The sequence below is a fragment of the Methylobacterium sp. ME121 genome (genome assembly GCF_000974725.1).
In the GTDB taxonomy this organism is placed as follows: domain Bacteria; phylum Pseudomonadota; class Alphaproteobacteria; order Rhizobiales; family Beijerinckiaceae; genus Methylobacterium; species Methylobacterium radiotolerans.
Genome location: NZ_BBUX01000019.1, coordinates 78,767 through 97,984, shown reverse-complemented (window position 1 = coordinate 97,984; position 19,218 = coordinate 78,767). Strand labels below are relative to the sequence as shown.

The following is a 19,218-nucleotide window of genomic DNA, read 5'->3' as shown; positions in this document are numbered from 1 at the left end:
CATGCAGATCCCGGAACCGACGCGCGAGACCCCCGGGCAGTTCGGCTTCTTCGGCGACGAGGAGCCGTGAGGCGGCCCCGACCGCTCTATGCACTGAGTTCGGACCAGCGTTTCCCGCGGCACATGCGCTCCGCGCGCCCCGATCCGCGCCCCTGCCGGCGCGATCGCGCCCCGCGGCATCGGCAAGTCGCTGCGACGCAATCCGTTTTCCCGACGGTTGCCGGACAATATTGCCAAGCTTAGGTCGGGTCATCACGGATCTGTGTACTGTAAAAATGTGCCGGATCGCGTGGAACAGGCCCGAAACGCGACAGTTGTGGAGGCGACCGCGCCGGGTCCGCTCGGCGCCGGCAAGGCTGTCTCGATCGGGGTCCTGCCTCTGCGATCGCGGCAGATCTTCGCGATCTCAAGAACAACGTCAGGGATAAACTTCCGCCATGAAGAAGCTCACGCTCGCCGTTCTCGGCCTGTCCGTCGCCGCGATCTCGGCGCCCGCCTTCGCGCAGGACGCCCTGCCGATCCGCGTGCTGCCCTTCGCCAACCAGGACGGCGTCGGCGCCGCCGCGACCGAGACGCCCGCCTTCCGGGCCGAGGCGCTCCGTTCGGACGCCGCCAGCATCGAGGCGAGCCGCATCGCCCTTCAGCGGTCGCGCAACCCGCAGGTCCGCAACTACGCCAACCGCGTCCTCGTCGAGCGCAAGGCGACCACGGACGCGCTGCTGCCGCCGAACACCTCCCTGACCCGCAACGGCTCGGTGGTCTCCGACAACCAGGGCATCCGCACCGACCTGAGCAACCCGGTGGGCCTCGTGCTCGCGCCGGTGACGGTGGCCGCCAACATCGGCACCGGGATCGTCGGCGGCGCCCTCGGCGCGGTCGGCATCGTCGACAACAGCCCGGCCGAGCCGGGCCGTCGCGTCGCCCTCGGCGAGCGCGGCCAGGCGCGGCTGGCGCAGCTCCAGGCGGCCCCGAACGGCCGGGCCTTCGACCGGACCTACATCGATCAGCAGGCCCGCTCGGACGCCCGCACCCTGGCGCTCTACGACGCCTACGCCAAGCAGGGCGACAACGCCCAGGGTCGCAAGTTCGCCACCGAGGCCCTGCCGTACATTGCCGACGAGCACGCCCACTCGGCAACCATCGCGGCCCGCATCGGCGGCTGAACCGCGCGCACCGCGTGATCCCGCGAGGGCCGCCCCAGGGCGGCCCTCGTCGTGTTGCGCCCCTGCGCCGCCCGTCGCTAAAGGGGCGCATGAGCGCGATCGAGCCCGGCACCGACGGACCTTCGGAGGATGGCCCCCCACCGCACCGGCTGGGCGTGCGCGTCTACTACGAGGACACCGACTTCTCGGGCTTCGTCTACCACGCCAGCTACCTGCGCTTCCTCGAGCGCGGCCGCACGGAGCTGCTGCGGGCGCTCGCCGGCGACCAGTCGGACCTGCACCGCGACGCGCGCGGCCTCGTCTTCGTGGTGCGGCGGATGAGTCTCGATTTCCTCCGCCCGGCCAGGATGGACGACCTGCTGACCGTCGTCACCCGCACGCGCGCCCTGCGCGGGGCCTCGATGCAGCTCGCCCAGGAGGTGCGGCGGGGCGACGCGGTGCTGGTCGCCGCGGAGGTCACCGTCGCCTGCGTGCGCGACGGCCGCGCCGTTCGCCTGCCCGACGCGCTGCGGCGGCAGCTCGCACCGGGCGACGCCGCCTAGGCACCGGCCGGAGGTCAGCCGGCCCGCGACGGGTCGGCCTCGCAGAGGACCCGGGCGAAGGCGTTGACGATCGTCAGGGCGTCGTACTCGACTGAGACCAGCTGGTAGCCCATCCCGACCATCTCCCGGGCCCGCGCCGGCGACGGCGCGAAGGCGCAGGGAATCTTGCCCGCCGCCCGCGTCTTGCGCGCGATCTCGCCGAGGGCCGCCGTCACCGCCGATCCCAGGGGGTCGATGACCGCCCCCTTCGACAGGGCGATCGACAGGTCGGCGGGCCCGACCAGCACCCCGTCGATGCCCGGCACGGCGAGGATCGCCTCCAGGTCGGCGATCCCCGCCTCGGTCTCGCACATGGCGATCGTGAGCGCCCGGTCGTTGGCGCCCGCGAGGTAGTCCGCGCCGTTCCGGAGCCCCGAGAGCCACATGGCCCGGTCCGGTCCCCAGCTCCGCTGGCCCACCGGCGGGAACTTCGCGGCGGCGGCCAGGGCCTCGGCATCCGCGACGGTGTTGATCATCGGCGCCACGATTCCGGCGGCGCCCGCGTCGAGCATCCGCGAGACCATGGCGAAGTCGCCCACCGGCACGCGCACGAGGCTCGATTTGCCCGCGAGGGCGACCTCGGTGATCGCCGCACAGGACGATTTGTAGTCGTAGGTGCCGTGCTGCTGGTCCAGCAGGACGGCGTCGAATCCCGCGCGCGCCAGGAAGCCGGCCAGCATCGGGTCGGCGACCATGGACCAGCCCAGGAACCGGGCCGGGCCGGTGGGCAGCAGATCGGGCAGGCTGGGAACGGGGAGGGTCATGCGCGTCCTGCGTATCTCAGGGCCGTCGACTCGGCGCCGCTTGCCGCGACCATACGGGAGGCGCTTTCGGCAGGTCCAGCCCGCACGGCCCGGCCTTCGCCGCCGCGTGCCTCAGGATCGCCCGGATCGAAACCGATCCTTAACCCTGCCGCGCCCTTAACGGAGGCGATGCCACGGCGGGGCGCGGGGGTCGTCGACGGCCCTTACTTTCGACAGATTCGCGGGCGACAGCCTTGATATCGCTCACGGATCCGGCGGACGCGGGCCTCGCCCGGCGCATCGCGATCCGGAGCAGGAGACCTCGACGGATGAACCCAGCCGACGCGATGCAGGCCGCGCCTGTCGCCGACATGACGCTGCTCGGCCTGTTCCTGCAGGCCCACTTCGTCGTGAAGATCGTGATGATCGGGCTGCTCAGCGCCTCGATCTGGTGCTGGTCGATCATCGTCGACAAGACGCTGCTGTTCCGCCGGACCAAGGCCGAGATGGACGCGTTCGAGGACGCGTTCTGGTCCGGCCGCTCGCTGGAGGAGCTGTTCCGCTCGTTCAACGACCGGCCGGCCACGGGCCTCGCCGCCGTGTTCGTCGCCGCTATGCGGGAGTGGAAGCGCAGCTTCGAGGGCTCCGGCCGGCAGATCCAGTCGCTGTCGCAGCGCATCGAGAAGCAGCTCGACGTCACCATCCACCGCGAGGTCGAGCGGCTGGAATCGCGCCTGCTGTTCCTCGCCTCGATCGGCTCGGCCGGCCCGTATATCGGCCTGTTCGGTACGGTCTGGGGCATCATGACCGCCTTCACGTCGATCGCCGCCTCGAAGAACACCTCGCTCGCGGTCGTCGCCCCCGGCATCGCCGAGGCGCTGTTCGCCACCGCCATCGGCCTGTTCGCCGCGATCCCGGCGGTGCTCGCCTACAACAAGCTCCAGGCCGAGGTCTCTAAGGCGCAGTCGCGGCTGGAGAGTTTCGCCGACGAGTTCTCCGCCATCCTCTCCCGCCAGATCGACGAGCGGCTGCCGCTCGCCGCCTGAACCGGCTGATCCAGAGGAGACCGATCCATGGGCATGGCAGCGGGCGCATCGCAGGGCGGCAAGCGCCGCCGGCGCCGGGGCCGCCGCGGCGGCCCCATCAACGAGATCAACATGACGCCGTTCATCGACGTCGTGCTCGTGCTCCTGATCATCTTCATGGTCGCGGCGCCGATGATGACCGTGGGCGTGCCCCTCGACCTGCCGCAGTCCAAGGCCGCGCCGCTCAATTCGGACGTGAAGCCGATCACCCTGTCGATCCGCCAGACCGGCCAGGTCTTCCTCGGCGAGGACGAGCTCACCGACGACACGATCGTGCCGAAGCTCATGGAGACCGCCAAGACCGGCACCGAGGAGCGCGTCTTCGTGCGCGGCGACAAGCGGGTCGATTACGGCCGGGTGGCGCAGGTGATGGCGATCGTGACCGGCGGCGGCTTCAAGAAAGTCGCCCTCGTCACCGAGCCTGAGCATCAGTAGGGCCGTCCCGTGGAGTTCCGCTTCGACCGCAAGGAACCGGGTGTCTGGATCTCCGCCGGCACCCACGTCGCGCTCCTCGCGCTGGCGCTGGTCAGTGTCGCGGCCCCGGCCCTGCCGGAGGCCCAGGAGGGCGTGCCCGTCGAGGTGATCACCGAGAACCAGTTCTCCGAGATCACCAAGGGCGAGCGTCAGGCCGACAAGCCGATGCCGAACGCCACGTCGCGGGCCGACCGCAAGGCGGAGAAGTTCGAGGATCGCGAGCCCGAGAATGCCAAGCAGGACGCGCCCACCGCGCCGACCCGCACGGCCGAGATGAAGCTCGCCAACGCGGACGAGATGCCGCTGCGCGGCGAGCCCGACCCGCAGGAGGCGGCCCAGGCCGCCAAGGCGGCGGAGAAGGCGGCGCAGGAGAAGCGCGACGCCGAGAAGGCCGCCGCCAAGGCGGCCGAGAAGGCGGCCGAGAAGGCCGCGGCGGAGAAGGCTGCCGCCGCCAAGGCCGAGGCGAAGGCCAAGGCCGAGGCCGTCGCGAAGGCCGAGGCCGAGAAGCGCGAGCAGCTCGAGAAGCTGATCGAGAAGCAGGAAGCCGAGGCCGCGGCGGCCGCCCAGAAGGCCGCCGTCGCGAAGAAGGCCGAAGCCGCCAAGGAGGCGGCCAAGGAAGCGGCCAAGAAGGCCGCCGACGCGAAGGCCAAGGCCGAGGCGGAAGCCGAGCGCCAGAAGGAGATCGCGGAGGCCAAGGCCGAAGCCGAGCGCGAGAAGGCGGAGGCCGCCGCCAAGGCGAAGGCGGAGGCCGCCAAGGCCGAGGCGGCCGCCAAAGCCGAGGCCGCCGCCAAGGCGAAGGCGAAGGCCATGGCGGACGCGAAGGCCAAGGCCGACGCCGAGGCCAAGGCACGCAAGCAGGCCGAGCTCGCCGACAAGTTCAACGCGGGCGACATCCGCTCGATGCTCGCCTCGAAGGCGCCGTCGCAGTCGACCGGCGCCACCGGCCACGCGGTGCAGAAGGTGGCGGCGCTCGGCGCCGCGACCGGCAACGCGCAGCGCCTGTCGCCGTCGCTGCGCGACGCCCTGGTCGGGCTGCTCCAGCAGCAGATCGAGCGCTGCTACTCGGCGCCGCCCGGCGCGGCCCAGGGCGTGGTCCTGCCGGTGCTCGACATCCGCCTGAACCCCAACGGCTCGCTCAGCACCGAGCCGCGGATCATGCGCGGCGGGGCGAGCGCGGTGGACCAGTCGATCGCGCAGGCCGCGCTCCGGGCGGTCCGCCGCTGCGCGCCGTACAACATCCCGGCCACCTACGCGCCGTACTACAACGACTGGAAGGCCATCAACGCGGAGTTCGAGTTCACGGCGACTTGAGGGCGTCCAGCCCTTCTTCCGCCCTGATCCGGCCGCCTCGTCAGATCGTCACTCGGATCCGACCCACCATGCTGCACCTGCCCTTCGTCGGGCGACTCCCGACGTCCTTCGCCGCGCGCCTGATCGCGGTCTTCACCCTGCTGACGGCCGTCCTGGCCGGGCCCGCCCAGGCGCAGCTGCAGCTGCGCATCGGCGGCGGCAACTTCCAGCCGATGCCCATCGCCATCGCGGATTTCGGCGGCGATCCGAGCCTCGCCGGCCTCGTCTCCGGCGTGGTCACCAACGACCTGCGCCGCTCCGGCTACTTCACGCCACTCGATCACGCCCGCTTCCCCGAGCAGCCGAACTTCGACGCCGCCCCGAACTTCGAGAAGTGGCGCGCCACCGGCGTCCAGGGCCTCGTCACCGGCCGCGTCGTCCGCGAGGGCGGCCGGGTCAAGGTCGAGTTCCGGCTCTGGGACGTGACCAACGGCCAGCAGATGACCGGCCAGCAATACGGCACCGACGCCGCCAACGTCCGGCGCACCGGCCACCTGATCTCCGACGGGGTCTACACTAAGATCACCGGCCTCGGGCCCTGGTTCGACAGCCGCATCGCCTTCGTGGACGAGACCGGCCCGAAGGAGAACCGCCGCAAGCGCCTGATGGTCATGGACCAGGACGGCGCCAATGTCCGGGCGATCACCACCGGCGAGATGTCGATCGTGGCGCCGCGCTACTCGCCGGCCACCCAGGACATCGCCTTCATGGCCCAGGCCACCGGCCACCAGCCGCGGGTGCAGATGATCAACCTGGAGACCGGCTCCCGCCAGGCGCTCGGCAACGTCGATTCGATGAGCGCGAGCCCGCGCTTCTCGCCGGACGGCCGGAAGATCGTGATGAGCGTCCAGCAGGGCGGCAACGCCGACATCGTGACGATGGACCTCGCCTCGAAGGCCCAGCGCTCGATCACCAACGGCATGGCGATCGACACCTCGCCGACCTACTCGCCGGACGGATCGCAGATCGCCTTCGAGTCCGACCGCGGCGGCTCCCAGCAGGTCTACGTGATGGGGGCGGACGGCTCGAACCCGCACCGGATCACCTTCGGTCCCGGCTCGGCCTCGCAGCCGGCCTTCTCGCCCCGCGGCGACCTGATCGCCTACACGCGCCAGCGCAACGGCGGCTTCGCCATCTGCGTCTCGAAGCCCGACGGCTCGGGCGAGCGCGTGCTCACCGAGGGCTTCCACAACGAGGGCCCGACCTTCGCGCCGAACGGCCAGTACGTGCTGTTCTTCCGCGATCCGGGCGGCCAGGGCGGCGGCAAGCTGTTCATGGTCGACATCACCGGCAAGGTGGAGCAGCCGGTCCCGACGCCCGCCTACGCGTCCGACCCGACCTGGTCGCCGCTGCTGTCGGGCCGCTGAGCCCGTCGCGGAGCCCGGCTCGCGGGGCGGGCTCCGGGACCGTTCCCGGTCGTGGTGCAACGGTTCTGAAGGACGGCGCGCCCCTCACCCTGTCCCTCGCCCGCACGGGAGAGGCGACGCGCGCTCCGTGCGGCGCCGGCTCGCGGCGCTACGATCGCCACCGCGATCATCCGAGACGCGCCGCCTCCGAAACCGCGCGCTATCCCTGCACCATCAGCCGGTCGCGGGCCCGCAACGCCGGGAAGAGCTTGCCCCAGAGCAGCGCGACCCCGACCGTCGCGGCGCCGCCGACCACCACCGCCGGGACCGCGCCGATCGCGGCGGCCAGCAGCCCCGATTCGAACTCGCCGAGCTCGTTCGAGGCGCCGATGAACACCGTGTTCACCGCCGAGACGCGGCCGCGCATCGCGTCCGGCGTCTCGCCCTGCACGAAGGTCTGGCGCACGTAGACCGAGATCATGTCGGCGGCGCCCGTGACGAACAGGCAGGCCATCGACAGCGGCAGCGACGTCGACAGCCCGAACGCGACCGTGGCGGCCCCGAACACCGCGGCGGCGCGGAGCATGCGCACGCCCGCGTGGCGCCGCAGGGGGTAGTTCGCCAGCAGCACCGCCATGGCGACCGCCCCGAAGGCCGGCATGCTCCGCAGCGCGCCCAGGCCCAGGGGCCCGACATGCAGCACCTCCGCCGCGTAGATCGGCAGGAGCGCCGTGGCGCCGCCGAGCAGCACCGTGAACAGGTCGAGGCTGATCGCTCCGAGCACCACCGGCTGCGAGCGGATGTAGTCGATGCCGGCCGACAGCGCCGCCCAGGTGATCGGCGGCCGCTCGCTCACCGCCGCCGGCCGGAAGCGGATCAGCAGGGTCAGGACGCTGGCCAGGGCGAAGCTGCCCCCTGCCAGGCCGAACACGACCCCGGGACCGAGGGCGTAGAGGAAGCCGCCGAGCGCCGGCCCCATCACGGACGCGCTCTGCCAGAGGGACGCGTTCCACGCGATCGCCGAGCTGAATTGCGGTCCGGGCACCAGGGTCGGCAGCAGCGCCTGCAGGGCCGGATTGGCGAAAGCCCGGGCCGTGCCCACGACGATGACGAGGGCGTAGATCGGCCAGACGGAGTGCACGCCCGTGAGGGCGCAGGCGAGGAGCCCGAGGCTCGCCGCGCTCTGCAGGGCGAAGGCGGCGCCACCGACGAGGCGCCGGTCGTAGGCGTCCGCGACGTGGCCGGTGATCAGCGCGCACAGAACCGCCGGCAGGAAGCCCGCGAGGCCCACGAGGCCCAGCGCCAGGGCGGAATGGGTCAGGTCGTAGACGAACCAGCCGATCGCCACGGCCTGCATCTGGTAGGCGAGGCCCGTGAGGAACCGCGCCGAGCCGAACAGGCGGAAGTCGCCGATGCCGAAGACGGCCCAGCCGGAACGATCGTGCGCGGACATGCCCCCTGCTGCGCGGGACCGGCCGAAGAATCAAGCGCTACGGCGAGGTTCGCCGGTCGGATGTCGGGGGTTCCGGCCGGATCGGCTGCAGCGTCAGGATGGGCTTGCGCGGCGGTGGTGGCGGGAGCGGCGCTTTGGGTTCGGGCGGGGCGCGCCGGGCCTCGCCCGCGTGGTCGGTCGGGAACGTGCAGGTGACGCGGGTGCCGCTGCCCGGCGCCGTCTCCAGCAGGACGCGGCCGCCGTGCAACTCGACGAAGGAGCGCACGATCGACAGGCCGAGGCCGACGCCCCGGTGCCGGGTTCCGAGCGTGTGGCTCTCGAAGCGGTTGAACACCGAATCGGCGATCTCGGGCGGCATGCCCCGTCCGTGGTCCCGCACGCTCAGGAGCAGCTCCTGCGCGGTCCGGCGGGCCTGGACCTCCACGCGCTGGCCGGCATCCGAGAAGCCGACGGCGTTCGAGAGCAGGTTGAACAGGATCTGGCGCACCCGCTTCCCGTCGGCGTGGACGCTGCCGATATCCTCCGGCACGTCGAGGGCGAGGGTGATGTGCGATTCCGCGAGCCGGTCCTCGATGCCGCGCACCGCGGCCTCGACGGTGGCCTGGACGTCGACCTCCTCCCGCTGCAGCTCGAGTGAGCCGGCGTCGATCGAGGCGAGGTCGAGGATGTCGTTGATGATGACGAGCAGCGCCGCCGAGGAGCGCATGATGTGGTCGGCGTACTCGCGCTGCCGCTCGTTGAGCGCGCCGACAGTCTCGTCGCCGAGAAGCTGGGTGAAGCCGATGATGTTGGTGAGCGGGGAGCGCAGCTCGTAAGAGACGTGGTGCACGAAGGTGTCGCGCAGCTGCGCGGCCTTCTCCAGGGCGTCGTTCTTCTCGGTGAGCGCCCGCTCGACGTTCACGCTCGCCGTCACGTCGATCAGGGTCAGGAGCGTCGCGCCTTCCGGGAGCGGCTGTGCGGCGCAGTCGAGGACCGTGCCGTCCACCACCTCCAGGCGGCACGTCCGGGCGGTGCGAGCTTCGAGGCCGACCACCGCGTCGCGGATGTCGAGCCACGGCTCCTCGGCGGGGGCGAGCGCGCGGCAGGCGGCGATCACCGCGTCGACGTGCGGGCGCTCCTCGACCATCTCGGGGTCGAGCCGCCACACGGTGAAGAAGGCGCGGTTGGCGAGGGACAGGCGCCCGTCCGCGCCGAACACGGCCACCGGCTCGGCCAGCGTGTCCAGGGTCTCCGCCTGCAGGCGGCGCAGGGCGTTGTAGCGCGATTCGGCGTTCAGGCGGTCGGAGACGTCGTCGAACAGGTAGGTCAGGCCGCCCTGCGGGTTCGGATCCGCGACCACGCGCAGGGTCCGGCCGTCGGGCAGGTACCACCAGGTCTGGTTCGCCTCCGCGGCCCGGTAGGCGGACAGAACGCCCTGCTTCCAGCCGCGGAAATCCGCGTGCTCCTCGAGCTTCCGCTCCGCCCGCAGGTGGTCGAGGATCTCCCCGTCGGAGGGCCGGCTGTCGAGGAAGGCCTGGTCGAGGTCCCAGAGCTGCCGATAGGCGGCGTTGTGGAAGATCAGACGCTGCGAGACGTCGAACATCGCGACCGCGGTCGGAAGCTGGTCCAGGGTCCGGACGTTGGCGTTCATCTGCCGCTGCAGGTCGGCGCGCACGCTCTCGAGTTCCGAGACGTCGATGGCGATGCCGACGCGGCCGGTCTCGAGCCCGGTCTCGAACACGTCGAGCATCCGCCGGTTGCCGGCCACGATGGCCGAGAGGCGCGGGACGCTCCGGGTCAGGCCGGCGAACCGGGCCGCCTCCTCGCGGGCGATCGTCTCCCGGGCCGGGCGGTCGAACAGCTCCAGGCCGGCGTCGAGGGCGGCCTCGCGGCTCTCCGCCTCGACCGCCGCCACGTAGGCCGCGTTGACCCAGCTCAGCCCGCCGTCGCGGTTGCGCCGCCAGACCGGCTGCGGGATCGCGTCGAGGAGTCCCGACAGGGCCGAGAGCCCGCGGCGGGTCTCGTCCAGGGCCGCGCGCAGGTCGGCGATCTCGCAGCGCTCCTGGCTGGTCTCGCGCAGGCGCAGGAGCGCCCGCCCCGCCACGGCCTGCCCGTGGGCCTCGATGCTCCGGCCGGTCTGGCTCCGCAGGCTCAGCGCGAAGCCGGTGCCGCGCGCCCGCAAGGTCTCCACGGCGGTCTCCACGGCGGTCGCGTCCGCGGGGACGAGCCACGTGCCGAAAGCCAGCACGCGGCGGGCGTAGCCGGAGGTCGGCCGCTCGCCGTGGATGGCGAGGCTGATGTCGCCCTCGACCACCGGCTCGCTGCGCTGATCCCAGGTGACGATGATCTGCCGCTCGGCGTTGAGCAGCATCTCGGCCCGGTCGTGGGCGCCGCGCAGGACGTCGAGAGTCGCGGCGAGCTCGCGCTCGCGGCGGGTCCACCGGCCGCGCTCGTAGAGGTGGAGGAGCGACAGGATCACCGCGAAGGCCACGAGCCCGCCGAAGATCGCCAGGGCGGCCACGCTGTGAATCTCCCGCGCGGGATGCGCGGCGGCGGCCTCCGGCAGCTCGGCGAAGGCCGCGCTCGCCGTCGTCAGGGCGAGCGCGCCCACGCCGATCCGAACGTGTGTCGCACGACCGACACCCATGGTTTGCCCCGCCCCCGTACCCGATGGCTGTCCGACCGGCGCGCGTCGCCGCGCGGCGCAGAAGGCACCGTTTCCGCGGCGCTCGTCCCGAACTGCCGCAGCCCCATCGATCTAAGATTCGCCCGCACTCTACAGTGCGGCGGAATCGCCCCGGAAGGGGAACGAAGCGTGGCTTTGGGCGAAGTCGGCATAATCAGCCGTTAACGACACACAGAAGACACAGTTCGATTCGGCCGTCGGCGGTTGACAAACGAGAAAGCCCGGCGCAGCGCGCCGGGCTCTCGGATCGTCCGATCGGACCTCTCCGCCGGATCGCGGCGGCGCGGTGCTGACCCCGGGAACGGGGCCGTCCGCGCCGTCGCCGATGCGGGCTCAGTAGCGGTAGTGCTCGGGCTTGAACGGGCCGCTCTCGGAGACGCCGATATAGGCGGCCTGATCGGGGCGGAGCTTCGAGAGCTTCACGCCGATCTTCTCCAGGTGCAGGGCCGCGACCTTCTCGTCGAGCGTCTTCGGCAGGGTGTAGACCTGCTTCTGGTACTTGCCCGGGTTGGACCACAGCTCGATCTGGGCCAGCGTCTGGTTGGTGAACGAGGCCGACATCACGAAGGACGGGTGACCGGTCGCGTTGCCGAGGTTCACCAGGCGGCCCTCCGACAGGAGGATGATCCGGTGGCCGTCCGCGAAGGTGATCTCGTCCACCTGCGGCTTGATGTTCGACCACTTGAGGTTCTTCAGGCCGGCGACCTGAATCTCGTTGTCGAAGTGGCCGATGTTGCAGACGATCGCCCGGTCCTTCATCGCCCGCATGTGGTCGATGGTGATGATGTCCTTGTTGCCCGTGGCGGTGACGAAGATGTCGGCGCGCGGCGCGGCATCCTCCATGGTCACGACCTCGTAGCCCTCCATGGCGGCCTGGAGCGCGCAGATCGGGTCGATCTCCGACACGAGCACGCGGCAGCCGGCGTTGCGCAGGGACGCGGCCGAACCCTTGCCCACGTCGCCGAAGCCCGCGACCATCGCGACCTTGCCGGCCATCATCACGTCGGTGCCGCGGCGGATGCCGTCGACCAGCGACTCCTTGCAACCGTACAGGTTGTCGAACTTCGACTTGGTGACCGAGTCGTTCACGTTGATCGCCGGGAAGAGCAGCTTGCCCTCCTTGGCCAGCACGTAGAGGCGGTGGACGCCCGTGGTCGTCTCCTCGGAGACGCCCTTGATGCTGTCCGCGAGGCCCGCGAACCAGCCCTTCGGCTTCTCGGCGAGCTTGCGCTTGAGGAGCGCGAAGAAGACCTCCTCCTCCTCGCTCGCCGGCTTGTCGAGGAACGCGGTGTCGCCGTTCTCGGCGCGCAGCCCGAGATGGACGAACATGGTCGCGTCGCCGCCGTCGTCGAGGATCATGTTCGGCATGCCGCCGTCGTGCCAGTCGAACAGGCGCGAGGTGTAGTCCCAGTACTCCTCCAGGGTCTCGCCCTTCACGGCGAAGACCGGGATGCCGGCGGCCGCGATGGCGGCGGCGGCGTGGTCCTGGGTCGAGTAGATGTTGCAGGAGACCCAGCGGATGTCGGCGCCGAGCGCCTTCAGGGTCTCGATCAGCACGGCGGTCTGGATCGTCATGTGCAGCGAGCCGGCGATCTTCGCGCCCTTCAGGGGCTGCGCGGCGCCGTACTCCTCGCGGACCGCCATCAGGCCCGGCATCTCCGTCTCGGCGATCGAGATCTCCTTCCGGCCGTAATCGGCCAGCCCGATATCCTTGACGATGTAATCCTTGGCCATGAGTCGATGGCTCCGTGTTCGCGTTGCGGGTCGGGGCAACCCCTACCACCGCGCGGCCTACGAAGCAATCAAGACATAAAGATGTCTTTATGCGTTCTGTTCGGCGGGGCGGCCGCGCGAACGCCCGCCCCGCTCCGGATCAGGTCCCGTCCGCCGCTCAGCGGGCCGGCCGCGCCAGCCACCCGAGGCCGAACGCGACGGCGGCCACGAGGGCGAGGGTCGTGCCGCGGTTCTCGTCCGCGCGCGCCGCGAGGGTGCGGCCGTGGCGCACGGCCTGCGCGCGGTAGTGCTGGCCGCGCTCGAGCGCCTCGTCCGCCAGGGCGTGGCCGCGCTCGCTGACGTCTCGGAACCGGGTGCGGCCCTCCTCGATGAGGTGCTCGCCGCCGTGGCGCAGGTCGCGGACCGTGTCCCGGGCCTCGCCGTAGGCGTACTGGGCGGCGCCGGCGGCCTGATCGTAGGCGCCGTCGAGCTGGTCGGCGGCCCGGCCGCGGACCGCGCCCGCAGCCGTCTTGATCCGGCCGCGCAGATGGCGGACGCCGCCCTCGAGATGATCCCTGTTCATGCTGTCTCTCCAATCCGGCGCGCAGCCCGGGGGCGCGACGCCTGCGTCGGGGCGGAACGATGGCGGAAGGCTCCGGTTCCCGGCGGCGCGGCGGAGCGGCCTCAAGTTTTCGTGCGTCGGCGCGCCCGTGCCGGAAACAGGTTCGGACCGGCGCGACGTCACCGGCCGCGGCGGCGCCAATCGCCGGGCGCTGATCGAGGCACATCGCGGGTGAGCCGGCGCTCCGATCTCTCGGCACCACTCGGCCTGTTCTCGACCGCGCCGCAGCGGTGACTTGCCGGGCGGCGGGAATGTCTGCGGCGGAGGTCTAGATCTCGATCTCGGTCCCGACCTCGACGACCTGCCGGGTCGGCACGCCGAAGAAGGCGCCGGTGCGCTCGGCGTTGCGCTGCATGAAGGCGAACAGGTTCTCCCGCCAGGGCGCCATGCCCCGCTTGTCCCGTCGCGGAATGATCGTCTCGTGCCCGACGAAGACGGTCATGTCGTCGAGGACGTGCGGCGGCAGGTGGCGCGATTCGACCGCGCAGGCCAGCCCCTCGGGGATCGAGGCCTCCTCCATGAAGCCGTAGCGCAGGATCACCCTGTAGAAATCCGGCGCCAGGATCGTCACGTGGGCGCGCCGGTCCCGCGGGACGGTGGGCGTCTCCTCGTAGAGCGCCGTGATGATCAGGATGCGCTCCATCAGGGCGTGGTTGCGCTCCACGAAGCGCGAGAGATGCAGCGGGATGCCGTGCTCGGCCGCCGAGAGGAACGCCGCCGTGCCCGGCAGCCGCAGCAGGTCGCGGTGCTGGAGACCGCCGAGGAAGACGTCCTCCGGCAGGCGCAGCGCGGCCCTCGCCTCCTCGACCAGCTCGTTCCCCTTCTTCCAGGTCAGCATCATCGCGGCGACGAGACCGGCGAGCACCAGGGGAAACCACCCGCCTTCCAGGATCTTCACGCTGTTGGCGGCGAAGAACACGAGGTCGATGCCGAGGAAGAAGCCGTTGACCGCGAAGACCAGGAGCGGGTTGTAGCCCCAACGGAGCGCGATCAGCGCGGCGAGCAGCGTCGTGATGCCCATCAGCATCGAGACCGCGATGCCGTAGGCGCCGGCGAGCGCGTCGGAGGAGCCGAACACCACCACGGCCGTCAGCGTCGCCGCGGCGAGCAGCCAGTTCACCGCCGGCACGTAGATCTGCCCGCGCTCGTCGTGCGCCGTCTGGACGATGCGCATGGCCGGCAGGAAGCCGAGCTGGACCGATTGCTGTGTCAGGGAGAAAACGCCCGAGATGATCGCCTGCGAGGCGATGATGGTCGCCATCGTGGCGAGCGCGACGAGGGGCAGATGGCCCCAGTCGGGGCTGAGGCGGAAGAACGGGTTCTCCAGGGCGTCGGGCGCGGCGATCAGCAGGGCGCCCTGGCCGAAATAGTTGAGCACCAGCGCGGGCAGGACCAGCACGAACCAGGCGACGCGGATCGGCAGGGCGCCGAAATGGCCGAGATCGGCGTACATCGCCTCGCCCCCGGTCACCGCCAGGAACGCCGCGCCCAGCATCGCGAAGCTGACGTGCCAGCCGGCGTGGAGCATGAAATCGACGGCCCGGAACGGGTTGGCCGCCGCGAGGATCCCGGGCTCGGCGACGATGCCGGAGATCCCGAGGAGCCCCAGGACGGCGAACCAGACGAGCATGACGGGTCCGAAGACCCGGCCGATGGCGGCCACGCCCTTGTGCTGGACCAGGAACAGCCCGACCAGGATCACCAGGGTGATCGGCACGACGTACGGGCCGAGTGACGGCGCGTCGACCTTCAGCCCCTCGATCGCCGACAGGACCGAGATCGCCGGCGTGATCGCGCCGTCGCCGTAGAGCAGGGCCGCGCCCACCAGCCCGACCACCAGGAGCAGCGCCTTCCACGTGCCCGGCCGGGCCTGACGGGCGCCGAGCAGCGCCAGCATGGCGACGATGCCGCCCTCGCCGCGGTTGTCGGCCCGCAGGATCAGCACCGCGTATTTCAGCGACACGATCAGGATCAGCGCCCACAGGATCAGCGACACCGCGCCCGTGGCGGCTGCCGGCACCGAGGCGCCGCCCGCGGTCGCCGCCTTCACCGCCTCCTTGAACGCGTAGAGCGGGCTCGTGCCGATGTCGCCGTACACGACGCCCAGCGCGCCGAAAACGAGGGCCGGCCGGAGCCTGTCGCGCGCCGTCTCCGCGTCGACCGCGCCCGTATCGGATCGGGGACTCGCCGCCGGCGCAAGGGTCTGACTCACCGCAGGGCTCCCTAGGGCATCACCCGGCCGAGACGATTCGAGCGCCGGGTTCGACGCCGCAGCGGTAAAGCTAGGGGCAGCGGTCGCGCCGTCCAGCGACGGCGCGGCAGGCCATCAGATCAGGGCGGCCAGGTCATCCGGGCAGGCCTCGCCGCGACGCAGGCAGGCGACGGGCGCCCCGGCGTGCCGGGCGATGGCGGCGGCCACGGTCGCGGCGGGCGCCGGCGCGTCCGGGCTCTCGCTGACCACTACGGAGCGCAGCGCCACGCCGTGGAAGCGCAGGGTCTCGCAGGCGGTGAGCGCGTGGCTGATCGCCCCGAGATAGCTCCCGGACACGAGCAGCGCCGGGAGGCCGAGGGCCCGGAGCCAGTCGAGGCCGGTGGCGGCCCCGGTGACCGGGCTCATGAGGCCGCCGACGCCCTCGATCAGCAGGGTGCCCTCCGTGCGGGCGATCTCATCCCGGCACCAGCCGACGAGGTCGGCCAGGTCCAGGGATCGCCCCTCCAGCACGGCGGCCTGATCGGGCGAGAGCGGTGCCGAGAACCGCCAGGGCGAGCAGGCCTCCACGGCCTCCTCGTCCAGGGCGAGGCCCTGCGCGTGCAGCAGCCGGGCGGTGTCGCTCTCGATGAAGCCGGGATCGCTCAGCGGCGGGACACCGCTCGCGAGCGGCTTCACCGTCCGGACCGCCCGACCCTGCGCCCGCAGGCTGCGGGTCAGGGCGGCGGTGACGTAGGTCTTGCCGATCTCGGTGCCGGCCCCGGCGATGAACAGCGCCCGCGCGGTCATCCCCGCCGCGATCCCCGCCTCAGGCCTGGAGGCTGCCGTGGCAGTGCTTGTACTTCTTGCCCGAGCCGCAGGGGCACGGCTCGTTGCGGCCGACGCGGCCCCAGGTGTTGGCGTCGGTCGGGTCACGCTCCAGCACCGCCCCGTCGGCCGCGAGGCCCTGGGCGGCGAAGCCGTAGGCCGGGCCCCCGCCGCCGTCGCTGCCCGAGCCGAAGCCGGCGTAGTCCATCTCGTTCTCGCCGGTGACCGGGTCGAGATGCTGGGCGAACATCGGCGGCAGCGCCGGACCGCCGGCCGGGAACTCCGCCGGCGGCTCCTGCAGCATGATCTCGACCCGCGAGAGCTGCGCGGTGACCTGCTCGCGCAGGGCGGTCACGAGCCCGTTGAACAGGTCGAAGGCCTCGGACTTGTACTCGTTCAGCGGGTCCCGCTGGGCGAAGCCGCGCCAGCCGATCACCTGCCGGAGGTGGTCCAGCGTCACGAGGTGCTCGCGCCAGAGATGGTCGAGCGTCTGGAGCAGGACCTGCTTCTCGATGTAGGCCGTGACCTCGGCGCCGTTCTTCTCCGTCCGCTCGGCGTAGGCTGTCTCGGCCGCCTTCAGCAGGCGCTCGCGCATCTCCTCGTCGGCGATGCCCTCCTCCTTGGCCCAGTCCTCGACCGGCACGTCGAGATTGAGGATCTCCTTCACCTGCTCGCGCAGGCCGGCGACGTCCCACTGCTCGGCGTAGGCGTTCTCCGGGATGTGCCGGGCGACGAGGTCGTCGATCACGCCCTCGCGCATCTCGTCCACGGTCTCGCGGACGCTGTCCTGGCCCATGAAGTCGCGGCGCTGCTCGAACACGACCTTGCGCTGGTCGTTCATGACGTTGTCGTACTTGAGCACGTTCTTGCGCATGTCGAAGTTGCGCGCCTCGACCTTCTGCTGCGCCTTCTCGATCGCCTTGTTGATCCAGGGGTGGATGATCGCCTCGCCCTGCTCGAGGCCGAGCTTCTGCAGCATCCCGTCCATGCGGTCGGAGCCGAAGATGCGCATCAGGTCATCCTGAAGCGACAGGTAGAACTTCGAGCGGCCGGGATCGCCCTGACGCCCGGAGCGGCCGCGGAGCTGGTTGTCGATGCGCCGCGATTCGTGGCGCTCGGTGCCGATGATGTAGAGGCCGCCCGGCAGGTCCTTCTTCCGGCCCGCCGCCGGATCGGCCGGCTCGCCCGAGGCCAGCACCTTGGTCCGGTTCTCGGCGATCTCGGCCTTGATCGCCGCGATCGCGGCGTCGCGCTCCGGACCGTCGGCGAGATGGCCCAGCTCCTTCTCGATGCGCATCTCGAGGTTGCCGCCGAGTTTGATGTCGGTGCCGCGTCCGGCCATGTTGGTGGCGATGGTGATCGCGCCCGGCACGCCCGCCTCGGCCACGATGTAGGCCTCCTGCTCGTGGAAGCGGGCGTTCAGCACGGCGAAGCGCTTGGTCACCCGGCCCTCGCGGGCGGCGGCGTAGACGTCGGTCAGGGCGTTCGGGTCGGAGTAGTCGAGCAGGCTGTAGCCGGCCTTCTTGAGCATCTCGGCGAGGTGCTCCGACTTCTCGATCGAGCCGGTGCCGACCAGGATCGGCTGGTGGCGCGCATGCGCCTTGTCGATCTCGGCGATGATGCCCTCGTACTTCTCGCCGACGGTCCGGTAGACCTCGTCGTCCTCGTCGACGCGCTCGACCTCCTTGTTGGTCGGGATGTCGACCACGTCGAGCTTGTAGATCTCGGCGAACTCGTCGGCCTCGGTCGAGGCGGTACCGGTCATGCCGGCCAGCTTCTTGTACAGGCGGAAGTAGTTCTGGAAGGTGATCGACGCGAGCGTCTGGTTCTCGGGCTGGATCGTGACCCGCTCCTTCGCCTCCAGCGCCTGATGCAGGCCTTCCGAGTAGCGCCGGCCCTGCATCATGCGGCCGGTGAACTCGTCGATGATCACCACCTCGTCGTTCTTGACGATGTAGTCCTTGTCGCGGGTGAACAGCGTGTGGGCGCGCAGCGCCTGGTTCACGTGGTGGACGAGCGTCACGTTGTGGGCGTCGTAGAGGTCGCCCTCCTTCAGGAGGCCCGCCTCGCGCATCGCCTCCTCGATGAATTCGTTGCCCTCCTCGGTCAGCGAGACGGTGCGCTGCTTCTCGTCGAGGTCGTAGAACTCCTTGCGCAGGCGCGGCATCAGCGCGTCCACCGCCACGTAGAGTTCCGACCGGTCGTCCACCGGGCCCGAGATGATCAGCGGCGTGCGCGCCTCGTCGATCAGGATCGAATCGACCTCGTCGACGATCGCGAAGTTGTGCCCGCGCTGCGCCAGCTGGGACAGCTCGTACTTCATGTTGTCGCGCAGGTAGTCGAAGCCGTACTCGTTGTTGGTGCCGTAGGTGATGTCGCAGGCGTAGGCCTCCTTGCGCTGCGCATCGTCGAGACCGTGCACGATCGTGCCGACGGAGAGGCCCAGGAACCGGTAGACCTGACCCATCCACTCGGCGTCGCGCGAGGCGAGGTAGTCGTTCACCGTGACGACGTGGACGCCCTTGCCCTCCAGGGCGTTGAGGTAGACCGGCAGCGTCGCCACCAGGGTCTTGCCCTCGCCGGTCTTCATCTCGGCGATGCCGCCCTCGTGGAGCACCATGCCGCCGATGAGCTGCACGTCGAAGTGGCGCTGGCCGAAGACGCGCTTGGCCGCCTCGCGGACGGTGGCGAAGGCCGGCACGAGGATGTCGTCGAGGCTCTTGCCGTTGGCGAGTTCGGCCTTCAGCATGTCGGTGCGGGCGCGCAGGGCCTCGTCCGAGAGGGCCTGGATCTCCGGTTCCAGCGCGTTGATCTGCGCGACGCGCGGGCGGTAGCCCTTGACGCGGCGGTCATTCGAGGAGCCGAAAATCTTCTTGGCGATGGAGCCGAGCATCGTGGACCTGCGGACGCGCGAGCCCGCCCACGGGTGAGCGTGGCGGGCCGGCCTGGACGGAGTTGGCCGGGCTTATAGAGGTAAACATCGCCCGGCGCACCTGGAAGGGGCAGC

General features: G+C 71.0%; 14 protein-coding genes. 6 read left to right on the top strand and 8 right to left on the bottom strand.

The annotated features are described in order from the left end of the window. Window positions 1-437: 437 nt before the first annotated feature. Together ME121_RS14790 and ybgC are read left to right on the top strand one after the other, a co-directional pair. The gene (locus tag ME121_RS14790; protein WP_012317754.1) at window positions 438-1,163 is read left to right on the top strand and encodes a DUF4142 domain-containing protein; all 726 of its coding nucleotides are present in this window, start codon (window positions 438-440) and stop codon (window positions 1,161-1,163) included. Window positions 1,164-1,252: 89 nt separating this feature from the next. After that, entirely contained in the window at window positions 1,253-1,705 is a 453-nt protein-coding gene (ybgC, locus tag ME121_RS14785) for a tol-pal system-associated acyl-CoA thioesterase (RefSeq protein WP_059409062.1), read from the top strand. Between the two features lie 14 nt (window positions 1,706-1,719). Here ybgC and ME121_RS14780 read toward each other — a convergent pair whose 3' ends face one another. Then, entirely contained in the window at window positions 1,720-2,508 is a 789-nt protein-coding gene (locus ME121_RS14780) for an HpcH/HpaI aldolase family protein (RefSeq protein WP_059409061.1), read from the bottom strand. A gap of 308 nt (window positions 2,509-2,816) precedes the next feature. Between ME121_RS14780 and tolQ the strand changes: the two genes are divergently transcribed. The 4 genes from tolQ (at window position 2,817) to tolB (ending at window position 6,763) form a co-directional block, all read left to right on the top strand. Then, window positions 2,817-3,533 carry a protein TolQ gene (gene tolQ / locus ME121_RS14775; protein ID WP_012317751.1) on the top strand — a complete coding sequence of 239 codons (717 nt, stop codon included), beginning with the start codon at window positions 2,817-2,819 and terminating at the stop codon, window positions 3,531-3,533. A gap of 27 nt (window positions 3,534-3,560) precedes the next feature. Beyond that, window positions 3,561-4,007 (top strand): ExbD/TolR family protein, encoded by a 447-nt coding sequence (locus tag ME121_RS14770; protein WP_012317750.1) that lies wholly within the window; start codon window positions 3,561-3,563, stop codon window positions 4,005-4,007. Window positions 4,008-4,016: 9 nt separating this feature from the next. Next, window positions 4,017-5,357 carry a cell envelope integrity protein TolA gene (gene tolA, locus ME121_RS14765; RefSeq protein ID WP_059409060.1) on the top strand — a complete coding sequence of 447 codons (1,341 nt, stop codon included), beginning with the start codon at window positions 4,017-4,019 and terminating at the stop codon, window positions 5,355-5,357. 68 nt (window positions 5,358-5,425) lie between these two features. Further along, window positions 5,426-6,763, top strand: coding sequence for a Tol-Pal system beta propeller repeat protein TolB (gene tolB / locus ME121_RS14760; RefSeq protein ID WP_083461141.1), 1,338 nt, complete (start codon window positions 5,426-5,428; stop codon window positions 6,761-6,763). A gap of 199 nt (window positions 6,764-6,962) precedes the next feature. On the opposite strand, the gene ME121_RS14755 is transcribed toward tolB, so the two are convergent. The 7 genes from ME121_RS14755 to secA all read right to left on the bottom strand — a co-directional run bounded on the left by ME121_RS14755 (window position 6,963) and on the right by secA (window position 19,104). Beyond that, window positions 6,963-8,195, bottom strand: coding sequence for an MFS transporter (locus ME121_RS14755; protein WP_012317747.1), 1,233 nt, complete (start codon window positions 8,193-8,195; stop codon window positions 6,963-6,965). A gap of 37 nt (window positions 8,196-8,232) precedes the next feature. Next, window positions 8,233-10,821, bottom strand: a complete 2,589-nt coding sequence (locus ME121_RS14750) for a sensor histidine kinase (RefSeq protein WP_012317746.1) — start codon at window positions 10,819-10,821, stop codon at window positions 8,233-8,235. Between the two features lie 372 nt (window positions 10,822-11,193). Then, window positions 11,194-12,594, bottom strand: coding sequence for an adenosylhomocysteinase (gene ahcY / locus ME121_RS14745; protein WP_012317745.1), 1,401 nt, complete (start codon window positions 12,592-12,594; stop codon window positions 11,194-11,196). 157 nt (window positions 12,595-12,751) lie between these two features. After that, window positions 12,752-13,156, bottom strand: coding sequence for a hypothetical protein (locus ME121_RS14740; RefSeq protein WP_012317744.1), 405 nt, complete (start codon window positions 13,154-13,156; stop codon window positions 12,752-12,754). Between the two features lie 307 nt (window positions 13,157-13,463). Beyond that, window positions 13,464-15,407, bottom strand: coding sequence for a potassium transporter Kup (locus ME121_RS14735; RefSeq protein ID WP_012317743.1), 1,944 nt, complete (start codon window positions 15,405-15,407; stop codon window positions 13,464-13,466). A 114-nt stretch (window positions 15,408-15,521) separates the two neighbouring features. Continuing rightward, window positions 15,522-16,193 carry a dethiobiotin synthase gene (gene bioD / locus ME121_RS14730; protein WP_059409059.1) on the bottom strand — a complete coding sequence of 224 codons (672 nt, stop codon included), beginning with the start codon at window positions 16,191-16,193 and terminating at the stop codon, window positions 15,522-15,524. 19 nt (window positions 16,194-16,212) lie between these two features. Beyond that, the gene (gene secA / locus ME121_RS14725) at window positions 16,213-19,104 is read right to left on the bottom strand and encodes a preprotein translocase subunit SecA (RefSeq protein WP_012317741.1); all 2,892 of its coding nucleotides are present in this window, start codon (window positions 19,102-19,104) and stop codon (window positions 16,213-16,215) included. Window positions 19,105-19,218 lie beyond the last annotated feature (114 nt).